The sequence below is a fragment of the Mycolicibacterium alvei genome (assembly GCF_010727325.1).
GTDB lineage: Bacteria > Actinomycetota > Actinomycetes > Mycobacteriales > Mycobacteriaceae > Mycobacterium > Mycobacterium alvei.
This window is the reverse complement of sequence record NZ_AP022565.1, coordinates 3,904,651-3,924,332: the sequence shown is the minus strand read 5'-3', so window position 1 is coordinate 3,924,332 and position 19,682 is coordinate 3,904,651. Positions and strand designations below refer to the sequence as shown.

Here is a 19,682-nt window from a genome sequence, read left to right as displayed (position 1 = left end):
GCGGCGCCGCTGGAGTTCACACCGCTGGACATGTACGCGTTCAACCATCGATTCGATGATATTGCCGAGCTGCATCGTTTCCGGACAATGTATTTCGCTGACTTCCAGGAGACCTGTCTGCGGGAGGTCCTGACGGACTTCCGCCCAAATCTGGCGGCCCGCCAACGCCATATCAAGCGCTACGGCCCCGAGGCCGCCGACGATATTCCAACTGAGTCGGTGACGGCGAAATGGCGCCGGGAGATTGTTCTCGCGTCGGCCATCCTCGAACTACATGGTGAATTGGTCGACCTGTTCGATCCCGCCACCCGACAGACGTTGGAGGATCGCCACCAGTCACTGCTTGTCGCTCACGAGATGGAACACCTAGACCTGCACGAGATCACGGCCAAACGGCGCATCGTGACCCAGACGATCGCGGGCGATCTCTTCGAACGGGGCGCAGCGGGTGTGCAGTTCCGCCTCGCCTTGATGGCGGCACATGCATCGCGTTGTTCGAGCACAGGGGCACGCCGCGGCAGGTCGGCAACCTCGTAGCACTGACGGACCCGGCGCCTGGGGCCCTTCTCGCAGTGACGGAACAGTGGAAGTTGAAGATGCAACCCGCGCAATAGCTACTGGCTACGCCCGTTTATCCAGGTGCGACCGCCCCGCCACACACTCGCAGTCGTACTCGCCCTCCAGGCCTCGCGGCAGCCCGACGCCCCGGAAGATGCCGCCGGCCGTGGTGGTCTGCGACAGCGCGTCGGCGGCCAGGATCATGGCCGCGCCGGTCCAGGTGGTGCGTTCCTCCGGCCAGCGCTTGCCGTCGGCGAAAACCAAACCGGTCCAATAGGAACCGTCGTCTTCGCGTAGGTGCTGCATGGCCGCGAACTGCTCCTGGGCTCGCCGGGTGTCACCGATCGCGTCCAGGGCCATCACCAGTTCGCAGGTCTCTGCGCCGGTGACCCACGGCCGGTGATCGACGCAACGGATGCCCAGTCCGGGCACCACGAAGTCGGCCCACCGGTCGTCGATGCGCGCTCGGGCCGCTGCCCCGCGCAGCGCACCGCCGAGTACCGGGTAATACCACTCCATCGCGTGGGTGTCCTTGGCGGAGAACGCCTCTGGGTGTGTGGCGATAGCGTGGCCGAGTCGCCCTACGGCGACTTCCCATTCCGGCTGGGGGTCGTCGAGATAGTCGGCGAGCGCCAGCCCGCACCGGATGCTGTGGTACACACTGGCGCAGCCCGTCAGCAGCGCCTCTTCAACCGGGCCGGACGGGCTTGCCGCCCAGTAGATCTCGCCGCCGGGGGCCTGCAGGCCCAACACGAAGTCGAGCGCGCGGGTCACCACCGGCCACATCAACTCGGCGAAGGTGCGGTCCCCGGTGATCATCACGTGGTGCCAGACTCCGGTCGCCACATAGGCACAGAAGTTGCTGTCGCTGTTGGCGTCCTCGATGACACCGTTACGCAATTGGATCGGCCAGGAACCGTCCGGACGCTGCACGGTGCGGCACCAGTCGAAGGCCGCCCGGGCCGGTTCGATCAACCCGGCCACGGTCAGCGCCATGGCGTTCTCCACGTGGTCCCACGGGTCGGTGTGGCCACCGTCGAACCACGGCAACGCCCCCGAAGATTCCTGGGTCGCGGCAATCGACCGCGCCGTCTGCAGGCAGTCTTCGGGCGTCAAAACTCCGGGCACACCGGGGATCTCAGGAACTCGCACCGCTACGGCCTACCCGTTCGATTCCGGCTCGCGGACGGCGGGCTTGACGAAATACATGGCGACGCTCTTGCCGATCACCGGGTTCAGTACCGACTCGGCGGTGCGGGTGACCCAGGGCTTGCCCATCATGTCCCACACCAGCAACTGGTGATAGGCCTTGACCGCGAAGTGGTCGTTCTTCTCGGTGCCGACCAGACATTTCAGCCACCAGTACGGTGAGTGCAGCGCGTGCTCGTGGTGCGTATGGGTGAGCGTGAGCCCGTGCGCCAGCACCTTGTCGCGCAATTCATCGGCCTTGTAGATGCGGATGTGTCCGCCCTCGTTGGCATGGTACTCGTCCGACAGCAGCCAGCACAGCTTCTCCGGGAGCCAGCGCGGGACGGTGATGGCCAGCGCGCCACCGGGTTTGAGGACGCGCACGAGTTCGGCGATGGCGCGCTCGTCCTGCGGGACGTGCTCCAGGATCTCCGAGGCGATCACGCAGTCGAAGCTGGCGTCGGGATACGGGAGGTCGAGCGCGTCACCCTTGACGGCCTCGCCCTTGGCCGACAGCGGGACCTCGCCCTCTTCCCGCATGGCCTGCAGCATCGTGTCGACATCGTTGAGGTCGGACACGCTCTGGTCGAAGCCGACGACGGACGCGCCGCGCCGGTAGGCCTCGAAGGTGTGCCGGCCCGCGCCACAGCCGACGTCGATCACCGTGGTGCCTGGTCCGACACCGAGACGGTCGAAATCGACGGTCAGCATGACGCCTCCTTCTTCGCTACCCGCGCACGGGCCATCTCGTACACCGATACCGTCTGTGCGGCAACCGATTCCCAACTGAAGACCTCGAGCGCCCGCTGGCGTCCGGCGGCGCCGAGCCTGCGGCGCTCCGACGGCGAGTCGAGCAGTTCGCCGAGCACGGCGGTCAGTTCGTCGACGTCGGCCGGGCGCACCAACCGGGCGCAGGCCCCGTCGTCGCCGACCACCTCGGGCAGGGCACCCGCGCGACTGGCCACGATCGGGGTTCCGCTGGCCATGGCTTCCACGGCCGGCAGGGAGAAGCCCTCGTACAGCGACGGGATGCAGGCCACCTCGGCGGAGGACAGCAGCGCGGCGAGCTCCTCATCGCTCAGCCCGCTGGAGCTGTGCACGATGTCGGAAATACCAAGCTCGGCAATGAGTTTCTCGGTCGGCCCGTTCGGTTCGAGCTTGGACACCAACTGCACGTCGAGGTCGCGCGCCACGCGCAACCGGGCCACGGCATGCAGGAGGTGACTGACCCCCTTGAGCGGCACATCAGCGCTCGCGATCGCGATGATGCGCCCGCGCACCCGATGCTCGGCAGGCTTGAACAGTTCGGTGTCCACCCCGAGCGGCACGATATGCAGCTGATTCGGTGTCACCCCGAAGTCCTCGGCGATGTCGGCAGCCGAGGATGACGACACCGTGAGCAGTTCGGGGATCTTGCGGGCCACCTTCTTCTGCATCTCGGCGAACCCGTACCAGCGCCGCACCAGCGGTTTGCGCCACCACTTGGCGGCAGCGACGTCGACCACCCGGTCGCGGGTGATCGGGTGGTGCACGGTCGCGACGACCGGCAGGCCGAGGCCGGCGATCTTCAACAGTGCCGAACCCAGGCTCTGGTTGTCGTGCACCACGTCGAACTCGTCGCGGCGCGCCGCCAGGATCCGGGCCACCCGCATCGTGAACGTCCGCGGCTCCGGGAACCCGGCGCTCCACATCGTGCCCAGTTCCAGGGCGTCGATGTGGTCGCGGATCTCGCTGGGCTTGGGCACCCGGAACGGGTCCGGTTCGCGGTAGAGGTCGAGGCTCGGTACCTTGGTGAGCGTCACCCGCGGATCCAGACCCTCGGGATAGGGCTGGCCCGAGAACACCTCGACGTGATGGCCGAGTTCGGCGAGACCGCGGCTCAGATAACGCACGTAGACGCCCTGGCCACCGCAGTGGGTCTTGCTCCGATAGGACAGCAACGCGATACGCATAATCAGATCACCCGACGGCCGGAATCGTGCTGAGCTGGGAATACACGCTCACGCGTCGACTCCGAACCCTCTGGACATGTGTCCAGACTATAGTTTGACCTGCTAGCCAACGCAACGCGTCGGCCGGCGCTCACGCCGGAGGGAAGCCACCCGTGGCAACGGGCCCCCAGCGCGTAGGCGTGATCCGGATCAGACACTTGCGCTGATCCACCATCGCCTGCCGGTACTCATCCCAATCGGGGTGTTCACCGGCGACCGTGCGGAAGTAGTCGACCAGCGGCTCCACCGCATCCGGCAATCCGATCACCTCGGCGTCGCCGTCGATCTGCACGTACGGTCCGTTGAACTCCTCGGACAGCACGGTCACGCTGGCCCGGGGCGTGCGCCGGAGGTTGGCTGCCTTGGCCCGCTGCGGGTAGCTCGCGATCACGACGCGCCCGTGCTCATCCACCCCGCCGGTCACCGGTGACGTCTGCAGCGAGCCGTCGGCCCGGAACGTGGTCAGCACCATGTGGTGTCTGGGGCGCACGAAATCCAGGAGTTCGTCGATGCCCACTCGGTCAGCGGTCGCGTATTTCCGGGCCATGCGTCGACGGTAGAACAAACGCGTAGGGCCGGGGAAAACCCAATCCGGTCAGCCGCGCGCCGCGCACCGCCGCGACGCCGACCGCCACCACGTTGCCCGACGACGGTTCGTAGCACTCCAGAACATCCCGGCCCTCGCCGACGATCAGCACCCAGTGCCGTGGCACCGCTCGCCGGCCGACGAGCATCGGCACCGGCCAGCCCTCCGCGACAGCGCGGCACACATCCGACAATGCATCGCCGGAACCACGGAAGCGTCGCCATCGATACGTCACTCCACGTTTCGCGCTGTGGTCGGTCAGTGCACGGGCCATCCCCGCGGGCGTGGTCCCCAGTCGCCGGGGCCAAATCCTGTTGACCGCCGCGTGAATTCGGCCCTGCTCCGCAGCGAACCAGGTATCACCATCGGGGTGCAGCAACTCCGCTCGGTAGACGTGATCGAGCATGGCACCGGCCACCACCGCGACCGTCGGGCCACAGGTGACGCCGTCGCGCTGCCGCAGCCGCAGGGCTGCTAATTTCGCTGCCTTCACACAGATCCGGTCATTGAAGCGATCAATTTCTGCCATCGGAACTAAAGCGCCTGAGCTGCCGGTTTCATCCGGCATCGGCAAGCGTAGCGAATATCGGAAACGAGAGGCAGTCCCGTGCGAACCAGAATTGGAAAGTCCCGGATCATCGTCGCCGTGGTCGCAGGCGTCGCCGCGGTGACCATCAGCCTCGCAGGCCCCGCAGCTGCCGCACCCGACGGACCCAGCAACGCCCAAGAGACCATCAAAGAGCTGCAGTCCCAGGGTTACACGGTGATCGTCAACCGCCTGGGTTCCTCACCGCTGAGCGAGGCGACCGTCGTCGCCGTGCGGCCCGGGCCCAACTTCAGTCGCACCGACACACTGAGCGCCGTCACGCAGCGCACGGTGTATATCGACGTCAAGTAGCAGACAGCCACTGCCATCGCCGCGATAATGATCCGATGGCAGTGAAGATGGCCGACCTGCTGGGCAGCGAGTTGGGTGCCCTGCGATACCAGCCCACTGCCAAGCGAATTCGGATCTGCCTGGGCGGTGAGCCGGTGGCCGACACCGGCGCAGCCATCCTGGTCTGGGAGCCGCGCCGGATAGTCCCGACATATGCGGTGCCGCGGTCGGCATTGACGGCACAGCTGGTTCCGGCCGGCGGGGACGTGGGCGACGACGAGATCCCCGGCTTCCTGGATCCGTCGGTGCCGTTCACCGCGCACACGTGTTCCGGCACGGCATTCGACGTCATCGCCGGTGATGAAAGCGGTCCCGCCGCGGCCTTTCAGCCCGACGACCCAGACCTGGCCGACTACCTGATCCTGGACTTCTCGACCTTCGGATGGCGTGAGGAAGACGAGGCGATCGTCGCGCACCCGCACGACCCGTTCCACCGGATCGATATCCGGCGCAGCCGACGACGCATCCGCGTCGAACTCGACGGACGGATACTGGCCGAATCCTGCGATCCCATGCTGTTGTTCGAGACCGGGCTACCCACCCGCTACTACCTGCCCCGCGCGGACGTCACGACCCCGCTCGACGTCAGCAACACCGCCACATACTGCGCGTACAAAGGCCGGGCCACCTACTATTCCGTGCCCGGCGGTGCCCCCGATCTGGCCTGGTCCTATCATGAACCGCTGAGCGACGCGGTACCGGTCGGCGACCGCATCTGCTTTTTCGACGAGCACGTCGATGTGTATGTCGACGGCCAGCGGATGGATCGTCCGGTCACTCCGTGGAGCTGACGGAAGAACAGAAGGCTGGTCGACGGGTAGCGTCGGGACCATGTCGTCCAGGCAGACCCGGGCACTCATCGTCACCGACGTGCAGAACGATTTCTGTGAGGGTGGCTCGCTCGCGGTCGCCGGTGGCGCCGCGGTGGCGCGGGGTATCACCGCACTGCTGGCTACCGACCACGGCTACGACTACGTGGTGGCCACCAAGGATTTCCACATCGACCCGGGTGAGCATTTCGCCGATGTCCCCGACTATCGGACGTCGTGGCCGCGGCACTGCGTGGCCGATACCCCTGGTGCGGCGTTCCACCCCGATCTCGACACGACCACGGTGGATGCGGTGTTCGAGAAGGGCCACCGGTCGGCGGCCTACAGCGGGTTCGAAGGGGTCGACTCTTGCGGGACCACGCTGGCGGACTGGCTCGCCGAGCGCGGTGTCGAAGCAGTCGACGTGGTGGGCATCGCCACCGACTACTGCGTCGCGGCCACCGCCTCCGACGCGGTGAAGGCGGGGCTGCACACCCGTGTGCTCACCGGGCTGACGGCCGGCATCTCGCCGGAAAGCTGCGATACGGCCTTGGCCGAATTACGTTCCGCCGGAGTCGAAGTCACCTAGTGGGGTCGACGGGCCGGCCTGTCCAGCGCGGATCCCGACGCTCGACGTAGGCGCGCACGCCCTCGCGCGCGTCGTCGTGTGCCATCAACTGCAGGTGTATCTCGGTCTCCCGGTTTCCGACTCCCGCGCGGTCGAGGTCATAGGAATCCCACAGCAACCGCTTGCTGGCCGCGACCGACATCGGCGCGGTGTTGACCGCGATGTCGTGTGCGAGTTCCAGTGCCGCAGGCAGCACCTGCTCGGCTGGGAGTACCCGGCTGCCCAGTCCGAGTTCGACTGCGCGATGTCCGTCGAATGTGTCTCCGGTCAACAGGATCTCGGCGGCATTGGCCAGACCCACCAGTCGCGGAAGCACCCAGTGCGAGTAGGCGTCGCCGACCATTCCGCGCCGGGCCTGCACCACGCCGTACCGGGCATCGGCGGCGAAAAATCGGATATCGCACTGCAGTGCGAGGGTCAGGCCGATGCCGATGGCGTGTCCGTTGACGGCCGCGATCACCGGCTTGCCCAGGGTCCAGGCCGGTACGGCGAGGCCGGCGGCGCTGAACTCCTGCTCCGGGTCGGTGAAGGTCTGCTCCCCCGCGCCGAGATCCGCACCGGCACAGAACGCCGGCGGCGTGCCGGTCAGCACGATCACCCGGATCGCATCGTCGGCGTCGCAACGCAGATAGGCCTCGGCCAACTCCTCGCGCATCCCACCACCGAACGCGTTGCGCTGCTGCGGACGGTCCAGCGTGATGATCGCGACCGAGCCATTCATGTCGACCCGCACCGTCGGGCACTCGGGTAGATCGGGGCGACTGGCCACAGGGGTAACGTACCGCCGCCCGGTCGCCCGACCGATGGAGTCCGACAATCAGCACTTCGGCAAACTGAACGAGCGGCACGGTCGCTGCGGTGAACGTGGATGCGCACCCCGTTCTGATGCTGCAATCCGAATCAGATTGAGCGTCAATTCAAGAGCGTTGCTCTTCGCCCCGATATCCCTGCCCTCACCAGGAAATCTGGTAACTTGAACTTGTAGCAGCCGTGGCCGCCTAAGTAGACGTTGAACGCTTGTTCGATGTCACCGGCCGGGCGGGCTGGGGGGTACGAGCCGAAGAGCGGCGGCAACTGCCCTGCGGCCACGGCTGCGGTATCTCATCGGGTATCCGCGCGCCGTTTCGGGCCAGCGATGATCCATTCAATCAACGTCTTCACAACGCGACGGTTTCCGGTGCAGACCACCCTGTCGGCCAGACTCTGGCACCCCCAACCAACCGGGTGGTTTAGTGTGCAGTCAGATCCACCGACAGGGAGACGATCATGCAACTTGCGCTCACACCGGAGGAAGCAGCTTTCCGCGATGAGCTGCGCACCTTCTATACGACGAAGATTCCCGCCGAGCTTCGCGAACAGAACCGGCTGGGATTGCCGATCGGCAAAGAGGGCATCGTCACCGCGCATAAGATCCTGCACGAACACGGCCTGGCCGTCCCCAACTGGCCCGTCGAATGGGGCGGCAAGGACTGGACGCCCAATCAGATGCAGATCTGGCTCGACGAGATGCAGTTGGCCAGCGTCCCCGAGCCGCTGACCTTCAACGCCAGGATGGTCGGCCCGGTGATCGCCGAGTTCGGCTCCCAGGAGATCAAAGAACGCTTCCTTCCGCCCACCGCCGCGCTGGACATCTGGTGGTGCCAAGGGTTTTCCGAGCCGGAGGCCGGCTCGGACCTCGCCTCGCTGCGCACCACCGCGATCCGCGACGGGGACAGCTACGTGGTCAACGGTCAGAAGACCTGGACCACACTCGGCCAGTATGCCGACTGGATCTTCTGCCTGGTCCGCACCGACCCGCAGGCGCCCAAGAAGCAGGCGGGCATCTCGTTCCTGCTGATGGACATGAACACCCCCGGCATCACGCTGCGCCCGATCAAGCTGATCGACGGCAGCGTCGAGGTCAACGAGGTGTTCTTCGAGGACGTCCGGGTGCCCGCCGACCAACTCGTCGGCGAGGAGAACCAGGGCTGGACCTATGCGAAGTTCCTACTCGGCAACGAGCGCACCGGAATCGCCCAGGTGGCCCGCACCAAGGTGCGCCTCGCCGAGGTCAAGGAACGTGCTGCGGCCAACGGACTGCTGGCCGAACCGCTGTTCGCCGCGCGGCTGGCCGAGGCCGAGAACGACGTGCTCGCACTGGAACTCACGCAAATGCGGGTGACCTCAGATTCGGCCGACGGCAAGCCCAGCCCGGCCTCATCGGTACTCAAACTTCGCGGCAGCCAGCTGCAGCAGACCGCCACCGAACTGCTGGTCGAGGTGGCCGGCGCAGACGCCCTGCCGTACGAGGCCGGCGAGATCGCCTCACCGGACTGGGCACAGCACGCCGCCCCGCACTACCTCAACTACCGCAAGACGTCGATCTACGGCGGTAGCAACGAGGTACAGCGCACCATCATCGCTTCCACCATTCTCGGATTGTGAGTTGAACCATGGACTTTCAGCTGACCGACGAACAGACCCTGCTGGCCGATACCACTCGTGACCTGCTGTCGGGCTACGACACCGAAAAACGCAACAAGGTGGTCGAGACCGAACCCGGGTTCGACCGCGCAGTGTGGGGCCAGCTCGCCGAAGTCGGGGTTCTGGGACTGGGTTTCGATGAGGACTCCGGTGGCCAGATCGAGATCATGGTGGTGCTGAACGAGATCGGGCGCCGGCTGGCTCCCGAGCCCGTGCTGCACGGAGCCATCGGTCCCGGCGCGATAATCGCCGAGGTCGGGACCGACGCGCAACGTGCACTCCTCGACGAAGTCGCCTCCGGCAAAAGGATTTTGGCCTTCGCTCACGCTGAACCGGGAGTGCGGAGTTCCGACAGCGTGACGACCGCCGCGACACGCAGCGGGGATGGGTGGACGCTGAGCGGCACCAAGAACCCGGTGCTGGCCGGTGACGTCGCCGATACCTTGATCGTCAGCGCGGCCCTGCCGGATGGCGGTACCGGTCTGTTTCTGGTCGACGCGGCGAATGTCACGCGCCAGGGTTACCGCACGTTCGACGGACAACGCGGCGCCCAGATCGAGCTGGCTTCCGCTGCCGCCGAACCGCTCGGCGAAGCCGCCGACGCCGGCGATGCGATCGCCAACGCCCTGGTCCGCATCTCGGCGGGCCTGTGCGCCGAGGCGGTCGGAGCGATGGATGAATCCCTGCGGCTGACCGCCGATTATCTCAAGGCACGCAAGCAGTTCGGGGTCACGCTCAGCAAATTCCAGACGCTGACCCAGCGCGCCGCCGACATGTACATGTCGCTCGAGCTGGCGCAGAGCATGGGCACCTACGCCGCAATGTCCATTGCCGACGGCGAGCTTGACCCGGTGATCGCGGCGCGGGCCAAACTGCAGATCGGCCGCTCAGGCCGGCACATCGCGCAGGAGTCGATCCAGTTGCACGGTGGTATCGGAGTCACCGCGGAGTACCCGATCGGGCACTACGCCGCCCGGCTGACCGCGATCGAGCACACCCTGGGCTCGTCCGCCGATCAGCTACGGACGCTGGTCGACCAGCTCGACACCTACGAGATCGCCACGCTCTGATCGGAATTGCTTCGAGAGGGCCTCGTCCGGTGCCACCGGTCGGGGCCCTTTCGGTATCGCCATGGCGATGAGTGCGGCACCGGCGGCGGCGGCCGCGGCGATCAGCAGCGCGGTGCGGAACCCACCCAGCGACGGCAACGCCTGCCCGGCGAACATGATGCTCGTCTGGGCCAGCACCGCGGTCATCACCGCGCTCGACGTCGACGTGCCCAGCGAGCGGGCCAGTGAGTTGATGCTGTTGGCCGACGCGGTTTCTGACACCGGCACCGCCGAGTTGATCAGGGCGGGCAGCGCTGCAAAGGCGAATCCGACACCGAAGCTGACGATCAGGCCGAGCACCAGCAGACCGACGGGGCTGCCGAGCATCAAGGTGCCGGCCAGGTAGCCCGCTGCGATGATCGCGCAGCCGATCACCAACACGATCTTCGGCCCACGCGAGGACACCACCCGTGCCGCGACCGGGGCGGCCGCCATCATCGCCAGTCCGCCGGGCGCCATCCACAGGCCGGTGGCGATCATGCTCTGGCCCAGACCGAACCCGGTTTCGCGCGGCATCTCCAGCAGCTGGGGGCCGACCAGCGACAAGGCGAACATGCCGAAGCCCACCGCCACGGAGGCCAGGTTCGTCAGCAGCACAGGGCGTTTCAACGTGGTTCGGATGTCCACGATCGGCGAGGGCACCCGGTACTGCCACCAGGTGAACACCCCGAAGGTCGCCACCGCGGCGGCCAACATCCCCAACGTGGGGGCACTGGTCCAGCCCCACATCGCGCCCTTGGAGATCGGCAGCAACAGCAGCACCAGGCCGGCGCCCAGTGTGACGGCGCCGACCGGGTCGAAGCGGTGGTCGGCGGACACCGGTTCGAGGTCGGGCACCAGCAGGACGAACAGCAGTCCCGAGGCCAGGCCGAGTGCGGCCGCACACCAGAACAGGGCATGCCAGTTGAACTGTTCGGCGATCACCGCCGACAACGGCAGGCCCAGCGCACCGCCGACGCCCAATGACGCGCTCATCAACCCCATGGCCGAGGCCACCCGCTCGGGCGGCAGGGCGGCCCGCAGCACGCTGATGCCCAGCGGGATCACCGGGGCACCGAATCCCTGCAGCCCACGCCCGATGATCAGCGGGATCAGCGAGGTGGTCAGGGCCGCGACCACCGAGCCGACGAACAGCAGTGCCGCACACAACACCAGAATCCATTTGGGGCCGTACATATCCCCGAGCCGGCCCAGCATCGGTGTGGCGACGGCGCCGGTCAGCAGGGTGGCGGTGATGGCCCAGGACGCGTTGGCCGCGCTGGTGCCGAGCAGTGCGGGCAGTTGCGGGATCAACGGGATGATCAGGGTCTGCATGAGCGAGACACTGATGCCCGCTGCAGCAAGCACCGCGACCAGCAGCCCGCCGGACGCCGATCGGCGCGCAGGCTGATTAGGCATGCTAATGAAGGTATCAGCCGATCAGGCGAGTCACCGATCCCAGTGGAACGGGTAACCAACTCGGCCGGAACCGGGCCTCGTAGGCGGCCTCGTACACCGCCTTGTCCAGTTCGTAGGCCGCCAGCAGCGCGGCGTGCTCGCGCGGATCAGTGCCGAGCGCCTCGGTGTAACCGTCGCAGAACGCCGTGCTGTTGCGGTCGGCCCACTCCCGGGCCCGGGCAGACATCTGCCGGGCCCGGTCATCGTCTCCGGCCAGGTCCACCAGGCGGGCATACGCCGCGTAGTCGAACGACCTCAGCATGCCCGCGACGTCACGCAGCGGGGAGTCGGCGGTGCGCCGCAGCTCCAGCGGCCGGCCGGGCTCGCCTTCGAAGTCGATCAGGAGCCAGTGTTCCGGGGTGCGCAGCACCTGCCCGAGGTGCAGGTCCCCGTGCACCCGCTGCACCTTCACCTGCTCGTCGGCCAGTTTGCGGTAGCGGTCCTCGATCAACGAGACATGCTCGCGCAGTTCTGGTACCGCCTCGGCGGCGGCGGCCAGTCGGGTCGACATGAGCTCGGCCGGGAACGGAACCGCCGTGATGCCGAGCTGCTCGGCCAGGCAGGCGTGCACCGAGGCCACCGCCTCCCCCAGCCGGTAGGACTCGGCGGCAAAGTCACCGCCCACCTCGTCGGCGTACAGATCACCCTCGGCGAACAGGTCACGGGTGCTGGCGGTGGCCATATCCCAGCCTTCGGCCGAGTTGGCGGCGAATTCGGTCACCATCCCCAACGCGAAAGGCTCACCGTCCCAATCAATATCGATCGATCCGAGCAGCCTTGCCACGTGCGGGTTGCCGGCCCGGGCCAGCACGCGGTTGAGCTCGATGTCGGGGTTGATCCCCGGAGTGATCCGACGGAACACCTTGAGTACGGCATCCTGACCGAACACCACGCTGGTGTTGCTCTGCTCGGCCGCCGAAACCCGGGGCAGCGCGTCCAGCGACAGGGTGGCCCCCGGCTCCCTGGAACACCTCAGCGTGCCCACCGCCGCCGAACGGTCGACCATATCCAGCAGGTATCGCGCGGCGTCCTGGTCGTAGAGGGCGTCATAGCCGGTCCGCCCCTCATCGCTGCCGATGGTGGCCACCGAGCTGTACTCCTCGAGCGGTGCGCCATCCCACGCCACCAGCACCTGATAGCGCTCGGCGGTCCCGTCGACATAGGACACCTGCAGCAGCACCAGGTCGAGATCCTCGCGCAACTCACACACCAGACCTGTTGTAACAGAAGACAACTCGCGACCGCGGCCACCGTACCAGCGCTGTTGACTCAGCCAGTCACCGAATTCGAGGTTCATTGCTGTGCGGCCTCTCGCTCGGGCCCACGCAGTTCAAACCAGTAGAACCCGTGTCCGGGAAGGGTCAGCAGGTACGGCAGCTGACCGATACTGGGAAAGTCGACGTAGCCGGACATCTCGATGGGCGTATATCCGCTCCACTCCTGCAGATTCAGTTCGATGGGCTGCGGGAATCGCGACAGGTTGTTCACACAGAGGATGGCGTCCCCGCCGACTCCGGCTTCGTCTACGAGCTGGCGCACGTAGGCCAGCACCGACGGATTGGAGCCGCCGAGTTCGCGGAATGTCCCGAGCGCGAACGCGTCGTGGCGGCCACGCACGGCCAAAATGCTGCGGGTCCAGTTCAGCAGCGATGTCGAACTGTCCCGTTGGGCTTCGACATTCACCGACTGATACCCGTAGACCGCGTCCTGGTTGGGCGGCAGGTACAGCCGGCCCGGGTTGGCGGTGGAGAACCCGGTGTTGCGGTCCGGCGTCCACTGCATCGGGGTGCGCACGCTGTCGCGGTCGCCCAGCCAGATGATGTCGCCCATGCCGATCTCGTCGCCGTAGTAGAGCATCGGCGATCCGGGCAGGGACAGCAGCAGCGCGGTGAACAGCTCGATCTGGTTGCGGTCGTTCTCCAGCAGCGGAGCCAGCCGGCGGCGGATACCGACGTTGGCCTTCATCCGCGGATCCTTGGCGTACTCGGCATACATGTAGTCACGCTCGTCGTCGGTGACCATCTCCAAGGTCAGCTCGTCGTGGTTGCGCAGGAAGATCGCCCAGTGCGCCGTGTCCGGGATCGCCGGTGTCTGGGCCAGGATCTCCGAGATCGGGAACCGCGACTCGCGCCGCACCGCCATGAAGATCCGCGGCATCAACGGGAAATGGAACGCCATGTGGCATTCGTCGCCGCCGGTGGCCGGATCCCCGAAGTACTCGACCACATCGGCGGGCCATTGATTCGCTTCCGCCAGCAGCACCCGACCGGGGAACTCGTCGTCGACCACCTTGCGGCAGCGCTTGAGGAAGGCGTGCGTCTCGGGCAGGTTCTCGCAGTTGGTGCCTTCGCGTTCGAAGAGGTAGGGCACCGCGTCCAACCGGAAACCGTCGATGCCGAGATCGAGCCAGAACCGCAGGACGTCGATCATCGCCTCCTGCACCGCCGGATTGTCGTAGTTCAGATCGGGCTGATGCGAGAAGAACCGGTGCCAATAGAACTGCTTGCGCACTGCGTCAAATGTCCAGTTCGACTCCTCGGTGTCGACGAAGATGATGCGCGCATCGGCGTACTTGTCGCTGGTATCGCTCCAGACGTAGAAGTCGCCGTAGGGACCATCGGGGTGGTGGCGCGACTCCTGGAACCACGCGTGCGAGTCCGAGGTGTGGTTCATCACCAGGTCGGTGATGACCCGGATACCACGTCGATGCGCCGCGTCCAAGAGCGTGACGAAATCCTCCACGGTGCCGAACTCGGGTAACACCTTGTAGAAGTCCCGGATGTCGTACCCACCGTCGCGCAGTGGCGAATCGTAGAACGGGGGCAACCAGAGGCAGTCCACACCCAACCACTTGAGGTAGTCGAGTTGTTGGGTCAGGCCCCTCAGATCGCCGACGCCGTCGGCGTTCGAATCGTAGAACGCACGGACCAGCACCTCGTAGAACACCGCTCGCTTGAACCAGTCGCGGTCGGTGGGCAGCGTCCTGGCATGGCCGAAGTCCTCGGCGGTCGGATGCTCGACCACGCCGTGTTCGTCCGCAGGGTGATCGTGAGCGGCGGTGTCCATCAGCATCCCAACGTACCCACTTGGGCGGTACTCGACACCTCCTGGCGACGCCGCGAACCGAATTGATCCTGCAGCAACGTGATTCACCGTCCGGGCGGTGTTTGCGGGAAAACTAACGGTTGAATAAGAGACGGCGACGGGTTACGTTTCTCCCGCATTTGATCTCCTCGTCGGCTATGGGCCGGCGATAACACATTCGACGAGGGATGGCCTGTGGGTGAGTCCGCACCAAATGACGGTGAAGCACCAGTAATCGTTGGTCTGTCTGACGCCGCGATGCACATGTACATCGCCGCAATCGACGCACTTCCGCCGACCGGCGACCCGGAGTACGCCGACCGCGCCGCGGTGGTCCTCAGCGGTCTGCGCAAGCTGCAGACGTCGCTGTCGGAAGCAGCGGGCCGCAGCCGGGTCACCCCGTCGGTCATCGTCGCCCTCAGCGGCGTACGTCACCGCTACGACGAGTTGATGACGACGGCGTCCGAGGGCCCCGGTGCCACGCTCGGTCAGCGTCTCTACGTTGCCCGCGGCAACGCGAAGCTGTCCACCGAGGAAGCCGCCAACGGTGTCGGATTGCGTAAGGACCTCATCGAGGCCGTCGAGGCCGAGGAGCCCGCGACCGAAGCCGAGACCGCTCAGATCAAGGACCTCATCGCCGCGCTCGGCGGCTAGTGACGCAACGCCCGGCGGTAGGGTCGCGATGTGACGCGCGATCATGGCGACCCCGGTGATGCCCCTTCGGTTCCTCCCCCGCTGACGGAAGTGATCGAGGGGGCACGTCCGTCTGCGGCAGAGGAAGCCCGCACCGTCGCCGCCTCGACGAATGCCGGCACGTTGGCCTCGCTCACCGCCGACGGTGACCCGTGGGCGTCGTTCATCACCTATGGCCTCCTGGCCGGCGACCCGGTGCTGTGCGTGTCGAACATGGCCGAACACGGCCGCAACCTCGCCGGCGACCCACGGGCCAGCATCTCGATCGTGGCCCCCGACGCCGGCTCGGATCCGTTGGCCAGCAGCCGCATCACGTTGGCCGGGATCGCCGAGCGGCCCACCGGCGACGAGCTCGCCGCGGCCCGCCAGGCCCACCTGGACGCGGTGGCCGCCGCCCGCTACTACATCGACTACAGCGACTTCTCGCTCTGGGTGCTACGGGTACGACGCGTGCGCTGGGTCGGCGGATACGGCCGAATGGACTCGACCACCGGCGAGGCCTATGCCGCCGCCCAACCCGACCCCGTCGCCCCGCATGCCGCCGGTGCGATCGAGCACCTCAACGCCGACCACGCCGATTCGCTCACCGCGATGGCCCGTGTCCTCGGCGGCTATCCCGACACCAGCGCGGCGGTGTGCACGGGAGCCGACCGCTACGGCCTGGATCTGCGGGTCACCACCGAGCGTGGGATGGCCTACACCCGCGTCGGCTATGCCGCCCCGATCGGCTCGTACGACGAGTTGCGGGCGGCCACCGTCGAGTTGGCTCGGCGCGCTCAGGCTTGATCGGCGCACCGCGCCGGCCAGGCCCGAGACCCCGTCGGGCCGTGCAATACGATCGCGGGTATGCCCGAGCGCCCGGAGACCTGGCAAGCCGCCTTCGACCTGATCCGCACCCGCGGGTACGAACGCCGTGAGGAACCGTTCCGGCTGGCCAGCGGGCAGCTGAGCCACGACTACATCGACGGCAAGTTCGCCATCGACACGGGCGAGCGGATGACCATCGTCAGCCGCGCGGTCGCCGATCTGGCGGTCGCGAGCGGTATCGAGTTCGACGCCGTCGGCGGGCTCACCATGGGTGCCGACCCGCTGGCCCACGGGGTGGCGATGGTGACCGGCAAGGCCTGGTTCTCGGTGCGCAAGGAACAGAAGTCACGCGGCCGCGAGCAGTGGATCGAGGGCACCCGGCTCGAGCCCGGCACCCGCGTGCTGCTGGTCGACGACGTGATCAGCACCGGCGGCTCGACCGAGATCGCCTACGAGCGGGTCACCGCCGTCGGAGCCGTCGTCACCGGCGTCATCCCGATGGTCGACCGCGGCGATATCGCGACCGGACGGTTTGCCAAGCGCGGGGTCCCGTTCGCGGCACTGGTCACCTACCGCGACCTGGGCATCGAACCGGTCAAGGACGTCTGAGCCGCCGTCCGAGATTTTCCGCCGCCGTTTTCCACGCCACGGCTGCCCATCCACGAGAGTTACCGCCCTCTGGTAGAAGGCGACGGGCGTCGGCGACGGCGCGCTAGATCACCAGCACCGGGGTCCGCTCCAGCGCGAGGCTCACCACCACGCCGGGCTGGAAGGCGCGCGCCCGGGAGCTGGGCAGCTGCGCGTGGATCAGCGAGCCGTCGGGCAGCGACATGTACACGTGGGATGTCGGGCCCAGGAACGCCACGGATTCCACCACCGCGGGCCCGTCCGGATCGGCGCGCACCCGAATCGCCTCCGGACGCAGCATCGCGGTACCCGCGCCCGCGGTGATCGAACCGGGCAGGGTCGGCAACTCGGCGCCCAGCAGTCTGGCCCGGCCACCCGACACCCGCGCGCGCACCTTGTTGTGCAAGCCGACGAACTCGGCGACGAACGGCGTCGACGGGCGGGCGTAGAGCACGGCTGGCGTGGCGAGCTGCTCGAGTTTGCCGTGACTCATCACCCCGACCCGGTCCGCAACCGCCAGGGCCTCCTCCTGGTCGTGCGTCACGAACAACGTCGTGATGCCGACTTCGAGCTGCACCCGCCGGATCTCGTCACGCAATTGGGAGCGGACCTTGGCATCGAGTGCCGACAGCGGCTCATCGAGCAGCAGCACTCTCGGCTCGATCGCCAGTGCCCGGGCCAGTGCCACCCGCTGCTGTTCCCCCCCGGACAACTCGTGGGCGTATTTGTTCTTGTGCGCTGCCAGTCCGACCAGGTCAAGCATGTCCGCTGCCCGAAACAGCCTGTCCCGCTTGGTATTCCCGCGCATCTTCAGACCGAACGCGACGTTGTCCAGCACGGTCAGGTGCGGGAACAGGCTGTACGCCTGGAACACCATGCCCATGTCCCGCTTGTTGGCCGGCACCGAGCTGATGTCACGGCCGCCGGCAAGCACCGTGCCGGAGCTGGCCTCCTCCAGGCCGGCCAGGATGCGCAACGCGGTGGTTTTGCCGCAGCCAGACGGCCCGAGCAGCGCCACCAACTCCCCCGGCTCGATGCACAGGCTCAGCCCGTCGAGGGCGTGGACGCTGCCGTACGTGCGGGTGAGGTCACGGAGTTCAACGCGCACACCGGCCCCGAGACTCATGTCTGAACTCCCAACGTCCGGCGGCGGCCCCGCGTGAGCACCGCCAAGACCAACAACAGCGCGAACCCGAGCAACAAGGTGGCCAACGAGGCCGCCACCGACGTCGCGCCGTCGCTCTTGCCGATCGCCACGATCTGGACCGGGAGCGTCTCGAAGCCGATCAGCGAGGCGATGGTGTATTCACCGAGTACCACTGCGATGGAAATGAAGGCCGCAGACAGGATCCCCGACCAGATGTTGGGCACGATCACCCGGGCGATCGTCGACAACCATCCGGCTCCCAACGACCGGGCAGCCTCCGTCAAGGTTTGCAGGTCGATCGCGGACAGCGCGGAGTCGATTGCCCGGTAGGCGAACGGCAGGACCAGCACCACGTAGACGAACGTCAGGGTGAGCGCCGACTCGCCGAGAAGGTAAGTGACCCAGAGGTACACGTTGCGCAGGCCCACCACGATCACCAGGGCCGGGATCGTCAACGGCAGCAGGCACAGAAACTCCACCAACGGTGCGGCCCAGCGGACCCGCACGCGCACCCAGATCATCGTCGGCACCAGCAGCACCAGCATCGCGATGACGGTGAACACCGCGAGCAGCAGTGAAATCAGAATGGCGCGATACAGGGCATCGTCGGCCACCAGATTGCGCCAGGCTGCGCCGGTGCGCCCGCCGGCGAAAAGGTTCCGGGTGGAGAAGTCGGCCATCGCATACAGGGGAAACAGGAAGAACAGGCCGAACAGACCCCCGAGCGCCAGGCGGCCGGCACGGTTCATGTCAGCCACCTTGCCGTGCGGCGCACCAGCGCGTTGTAGGCGATCATCACGATTGCCACCACCACGATCATCTCGCACGCCAGCGCATAGGCGAAGCTGGACTGGCCCAGCACGACCTCGCTGGTGAGTGCGGCGCGGATCAACAACGGCACGATCGGACTGCCCTGACTGACCAGAGCGGCCGCGGTGGCATAGGCGGCAAACGCATTGGCGAACAACAACAACGCCGACCCCAGGAACGCGGGGGTCAGCAGCGGCACCGCGACCTCCCGCAGGTACTGCCACCGTGACGCGCCGAGGCTGACCGCGGCCTCGCGCCACTGCTCACGCAACCCCTCTAGGGCGGGCAGGAAGACGATCACCATCAGCGGGATCTGGAAATAGCTGTAGACCAGGATCAACCCGCCGAGTCCGTACAACCAGCCGGAGCCGACCAGGTCCCAGCCGAGGTTCTCCTTGACCCACAGCGTCAGCACACCGTTGAGCCCGATGGTGGCCAGAAATGCGAAAGCCAGTGCCACACCGCCGAACTGAGCCAGTACACTGCACAGAGCCAACACCGTGCGCCGAAGCATCGATGCCGGTGGACTGCTGACGATCAACCAGGCCAGCGCCGCTCCCAGCACCGCCCCGATCAGGGCTGTACTGGCCGACAGCGCAATACTTTTGGCGAGAGCCGTCAGTGCGGTTCCGGAGAACAGCGCCGCGATGCGGCCGAACGAGAAGGACCCGTCGGCGAAGAACGCCATCACGATCACCGTCACCGTCGGCACGATCAGGAACACCGTCACCACCGCCACGAACGGCAGCAATGGCAGCGCGTCCCGGATGTCCGCGCGTAGATCCCGGCGAGAAGTGCTACCCGGCAT

General features: G+C 66.8%; 21 protein-coding genes. 9 read left to right on the top strand and 12 right to left on the bottom strand.

Features of this window, described 5'->3' with window-relative positions; translation table 11 throughout:
• Positions 1–30 precede the first annotated feature (30 nt).
• The gene (locus G6N44_RS18675; protein ID WP_235682809.1) at positions 31–537 is read left to right on the top strand and encodes a hypothetical protein; all 507 of its coding nucleotides are present in this window, start codon (positions 31–33) and stop codon (positions 535–537) included.
• A gap of 84 nt (positions 538–621) precedes the next feature.
• Here G6N44_RS18675 and G6N44_RS18670 read toward each other — a convergent pair whose 3' ends face one another.
• From G6N44_RS18670 to G6N44_RS18650, 5 genes are all read right to left on the bottom strand, one after another.
• Positions 622–1,710: an MMP endo-(1,4)-3-O-methyl-alpha-D-mannosidase gene (locus G6N44_RS18670; protein ID WP_179964406.1), complete on the bottom strand. Its 1,089-nt coding sequence runs from the start codon at positions 1,708–1,710 to the stop codon at positions 622–624.
• Positions 1,711–1,719: 9 nt separating this feature from the next.
• On the bottom strand, positions 1,720–2,457 hold the full coding sequence (locus G6N44_RS18665; RefSeq protein WP_163666436.1) for a class I SAM-dependent methyltransferase: 738 nt from the start codon (positions 2,455–2,457) through the stop codon (positions 1,720–1,722).
• Positions 2,451–3,698 (bottom strand): MMP alpha-(1->4)-mannosyltransferase, encoded by a 1,248-nt coding sequence (locus tag G6N44_RS18660; RefSeq protein WP_163666435.1) that lies wholly within the window; start codon positions 3,696–3,698, stop codon positions 2,451–2,453. The genes G6N44_RS18665 and G6N44_RS18660 overlap by 7 nt, the downstream gene beginning before the upstream one ends.
• Positions 3,699–3,828: 130 nt before the next feature.
• Positions 3,829–4,284, bottom strand: a complete 456-nt coding sequence (locus G6N44_RS18655) for a PPOX class F420-dependent oxidoreductase (RefSeq protein WP_163666433.1) — start codon at positions 4,282–4,284, stop codon at positions 3,829–3,831.
• Positions 4,259–4,816 (bottom strand): hypothetical protein, encoded by a 558-nt coding sequence (locus tag G6N44_RS18650; RefSeq protein ID WP_163670135.1) that lies wholly within the window; start codon positions 4,814–4,816, stop codon positions 4,259–4,261. Before G6N44_RS18650 ends, G6N44_RS18655 begins: the two co-directional genes overlap by 26 nt.
• A gap of 114 nt (positions 4,817–4,930) precedes the next feature.
• On the opposite strand from G6N44_RS18650, the gene G6N44_RS18645 reads away from it, so the two are divergent.
• From G6N44_RS18645 to G6N44_RS18635, 3 genes are read left to right on the top strand one after another with little or no spacing between them, the layout of a single operon-like run.
• A complete protein-coding gene (locus G6N44_RS18645) occupies positions 4,931–5,221 on the top strand; it encodes a hypothetical protein (protein ID WP_372508134.1) in 291 nt (96 codons plus the stop codon).
• 35 nt (positions 5,222–5,256) lie between these two features.
• Complete coding sequence (locus G6N44_RS18640; protein WP_163666431.1) at positions 5,257–6,051, top strand: DUF427 domain-containing protein; 795 nt, start codon at positions 5,257–5,259, stop codon at positions 6,049–6,051.
• Positions 6,052–6,091: 40 nt separating this feature from the next.
• The gene (locus G6N44_RS18635; RefSeq protein ID WP_163666429.1) at positions 6,092–6,658 is read left to right on the top strand and encodes an isochorismatase family protein; all 567 of its coding nucleotides are present in this window, start codon (positions 6,092–6,094) and stop codon (positions 6,656–6,658) included.
• On the opposite strand, the gene G6N44_RS18630 is transcribed toward G6N44_RS18635, so the two are convergent.
• Positions 6,651–7,418, bottom strand: coding sequence for an enoyl-CoA hydratase/isomerase family protein (locus G6N44_RS18630; protein ID WP_163670131.1), 768 nt, complete (start codon positions 7,416–7,418; stop codon positions 6,651–6,653). The genes G6N44_RS18635 and G6N44_RS18630 overlap by 8 nt on opposite strands.
• Positions 7,419–7,963: 545 nt before the next feature.
• Here G6N44_RS18630 and G6N44_RS18625 point away from each other — a divergent pair.
• Together G6N44_RS18625 and G6N44_RS18620 are read left to right on the top strand one after the other, a co-directional pair.
• Entirely contained in the window at positions 7,964–9,121 is a 1,158-nt protein-coding gene (locus tag G6N44_RS18625; RefSeq protein WP_163666426.1) for an acyl-CoA dehydrogenase family protein, read from the top strand.
• Between the two features lie 8 nt (positions 9,122–9,129).
• On the top strand, positions 9,130–10,230 hold the full coding sequence (locus G6N44_RS18620; RefSeq protein ID WP_163666424.1) for an acyl-CoA dehydrogenase family protein: 1,101 nt from the start codon (positions 9,130–9,132) through the stop codon (positions 10,228–10,230).
• On the opposite strand, the gene G6N44_RS18615 is transcribed toward G6N44_RS18620, so the two are convergent.
• The 3 genes from G6N44_RS18615 to treS are packed head-to-tail and all read right to left on the bottom strand — an operon-like array spanning position 10,180 to position 14,772.
• Complete coding sequence (locus tag G6N44_RS18615; RefSeq protein WP_163666422.1) at positions 10,180–11,667, bottom strand: MFS transporter; 1,488 nt, start codon at positions 11,665–11,667, stop codon at positions 10,180–10,182. The two genes, G6N44_RS18620 and G6N44_RS18615, sit on opposite strands and share 51 nt — an antisense overlap.
• Before the next feature lie 13 nt (positions 11,668–11,680).
• Positions 11,681–13,003, bottom strand: coding sequence for a maltokinase N-terminal cap-like domain-containing protein (locus tag G6N44_RS18610; RefSeq protein WP_163666420.1), 1,323 nt, complete (start codon positions 13,001–13,003; stop codon positions 11,681–11,683).
• Positions 13,000–14,772, bottom strand: coding sequence for a maltose alpha-D-glucosyltransferase (gene treS, locus G6N44_RS18605; protein WP_163666418.1), 1,773 nt, complete (start codon positions 14,770–14,772; stop codon positions 13,000–13,002). Before treS ends, G6N44_RS18610 begins: the two co-directional genes overlap by 4 nt.
• A gap of 282 nt (positions 14,773–15,054) precedes the next feature.
• Between treS and G6N44_RS18600 the strand changes: the two genes are divergently transcribed.
• From G6N44_RS18600 to pyrE, 3 genes are read left to right on the top strand one after another with little or no spacing between them, the layout of a single operon-like run.
• On the top strand, positions 15,055–15,444 hold the full coding sequence (locus tag G6N44_RS18600; protein WP_163670129.1) for a hypothetical protein: 390 nt from the start codon (positions 15,055–15,057) through the stop codon (positions 15,442–15,444).
• Positions 15,445–15,474: 30 nt separating this feature from the next.
• Positions 15,475–16,269 (top strand): HugZ family pyridoxamine 5'-phosphate oxidase, encoded by a 795-nt coding sequence (locus G6N44_RS18595; RefSeq protein WP_163666416.1) that lies wholly within the window; start codon positions 15,475–15,477, stop codon positions 16,267–16,269.
• 60 nt (positions 16,270–16,329) lie between these two features.
• Positions 16,330–16,899, top strand: a complete 570-nt coding sequence (gene pyrE / locus G6N44_RS18590) for an orotate phosphoribosyltransferase (protein WP_163666414.1) — start codon at positions 16,330–16,332, stop codon at positions 16,897–16,899.
• A gap of 103 nt (positions 16,900–17,002) precedes the next feature.
• Here the strand turns inward: pyrE and G6N44_RS18585 are convergent, their stop codons facing one another.
• From G6N44_RS18585 to G6N44_RS18575, 3 genes are read right to left on the bottom strand one after another with little or no spacing between them, the layout of a single operon-like run.
• On the bottom strand, positions 17,003–18,043 hold the full coding sequence (locus tag G6N44_RS18585) for an ABC transporter ATP-binding protein (RefSeq protein WP_163666412.1): 1,041 nt from the start codon (positions 18,041–18,043) through the stop codon (positions 17,003–17,005).
• Positions 18,040–18,813, bottom strand: coding sequence for an ABC transporter permease (locus tag G6N44_RS18580; RefSeq protein ID WP_163666410.1), 774 nt, complete (start codon positions 18,811–18,813; stop codon positions 18,040–18,042). The genes G6N44_RS18585 and G6N44_RS18580 overlap by 4 nt, the downstream gene beginning before the upstream one ends.
• Positions 18,810–19,682, bottom strand: coding sequence for an ABC transporter permease (locus tag G6N44_RS18575; RefSeq protein WP_163666407.1), 873 nt, complete (start codon positions 19,680–19,682; stop codon positions 18,810–18,812). The genes G6N44_RS18580 and G6N44_RS18575 overlap by 4 nt, the downstream gene beginning before the upstream one ends.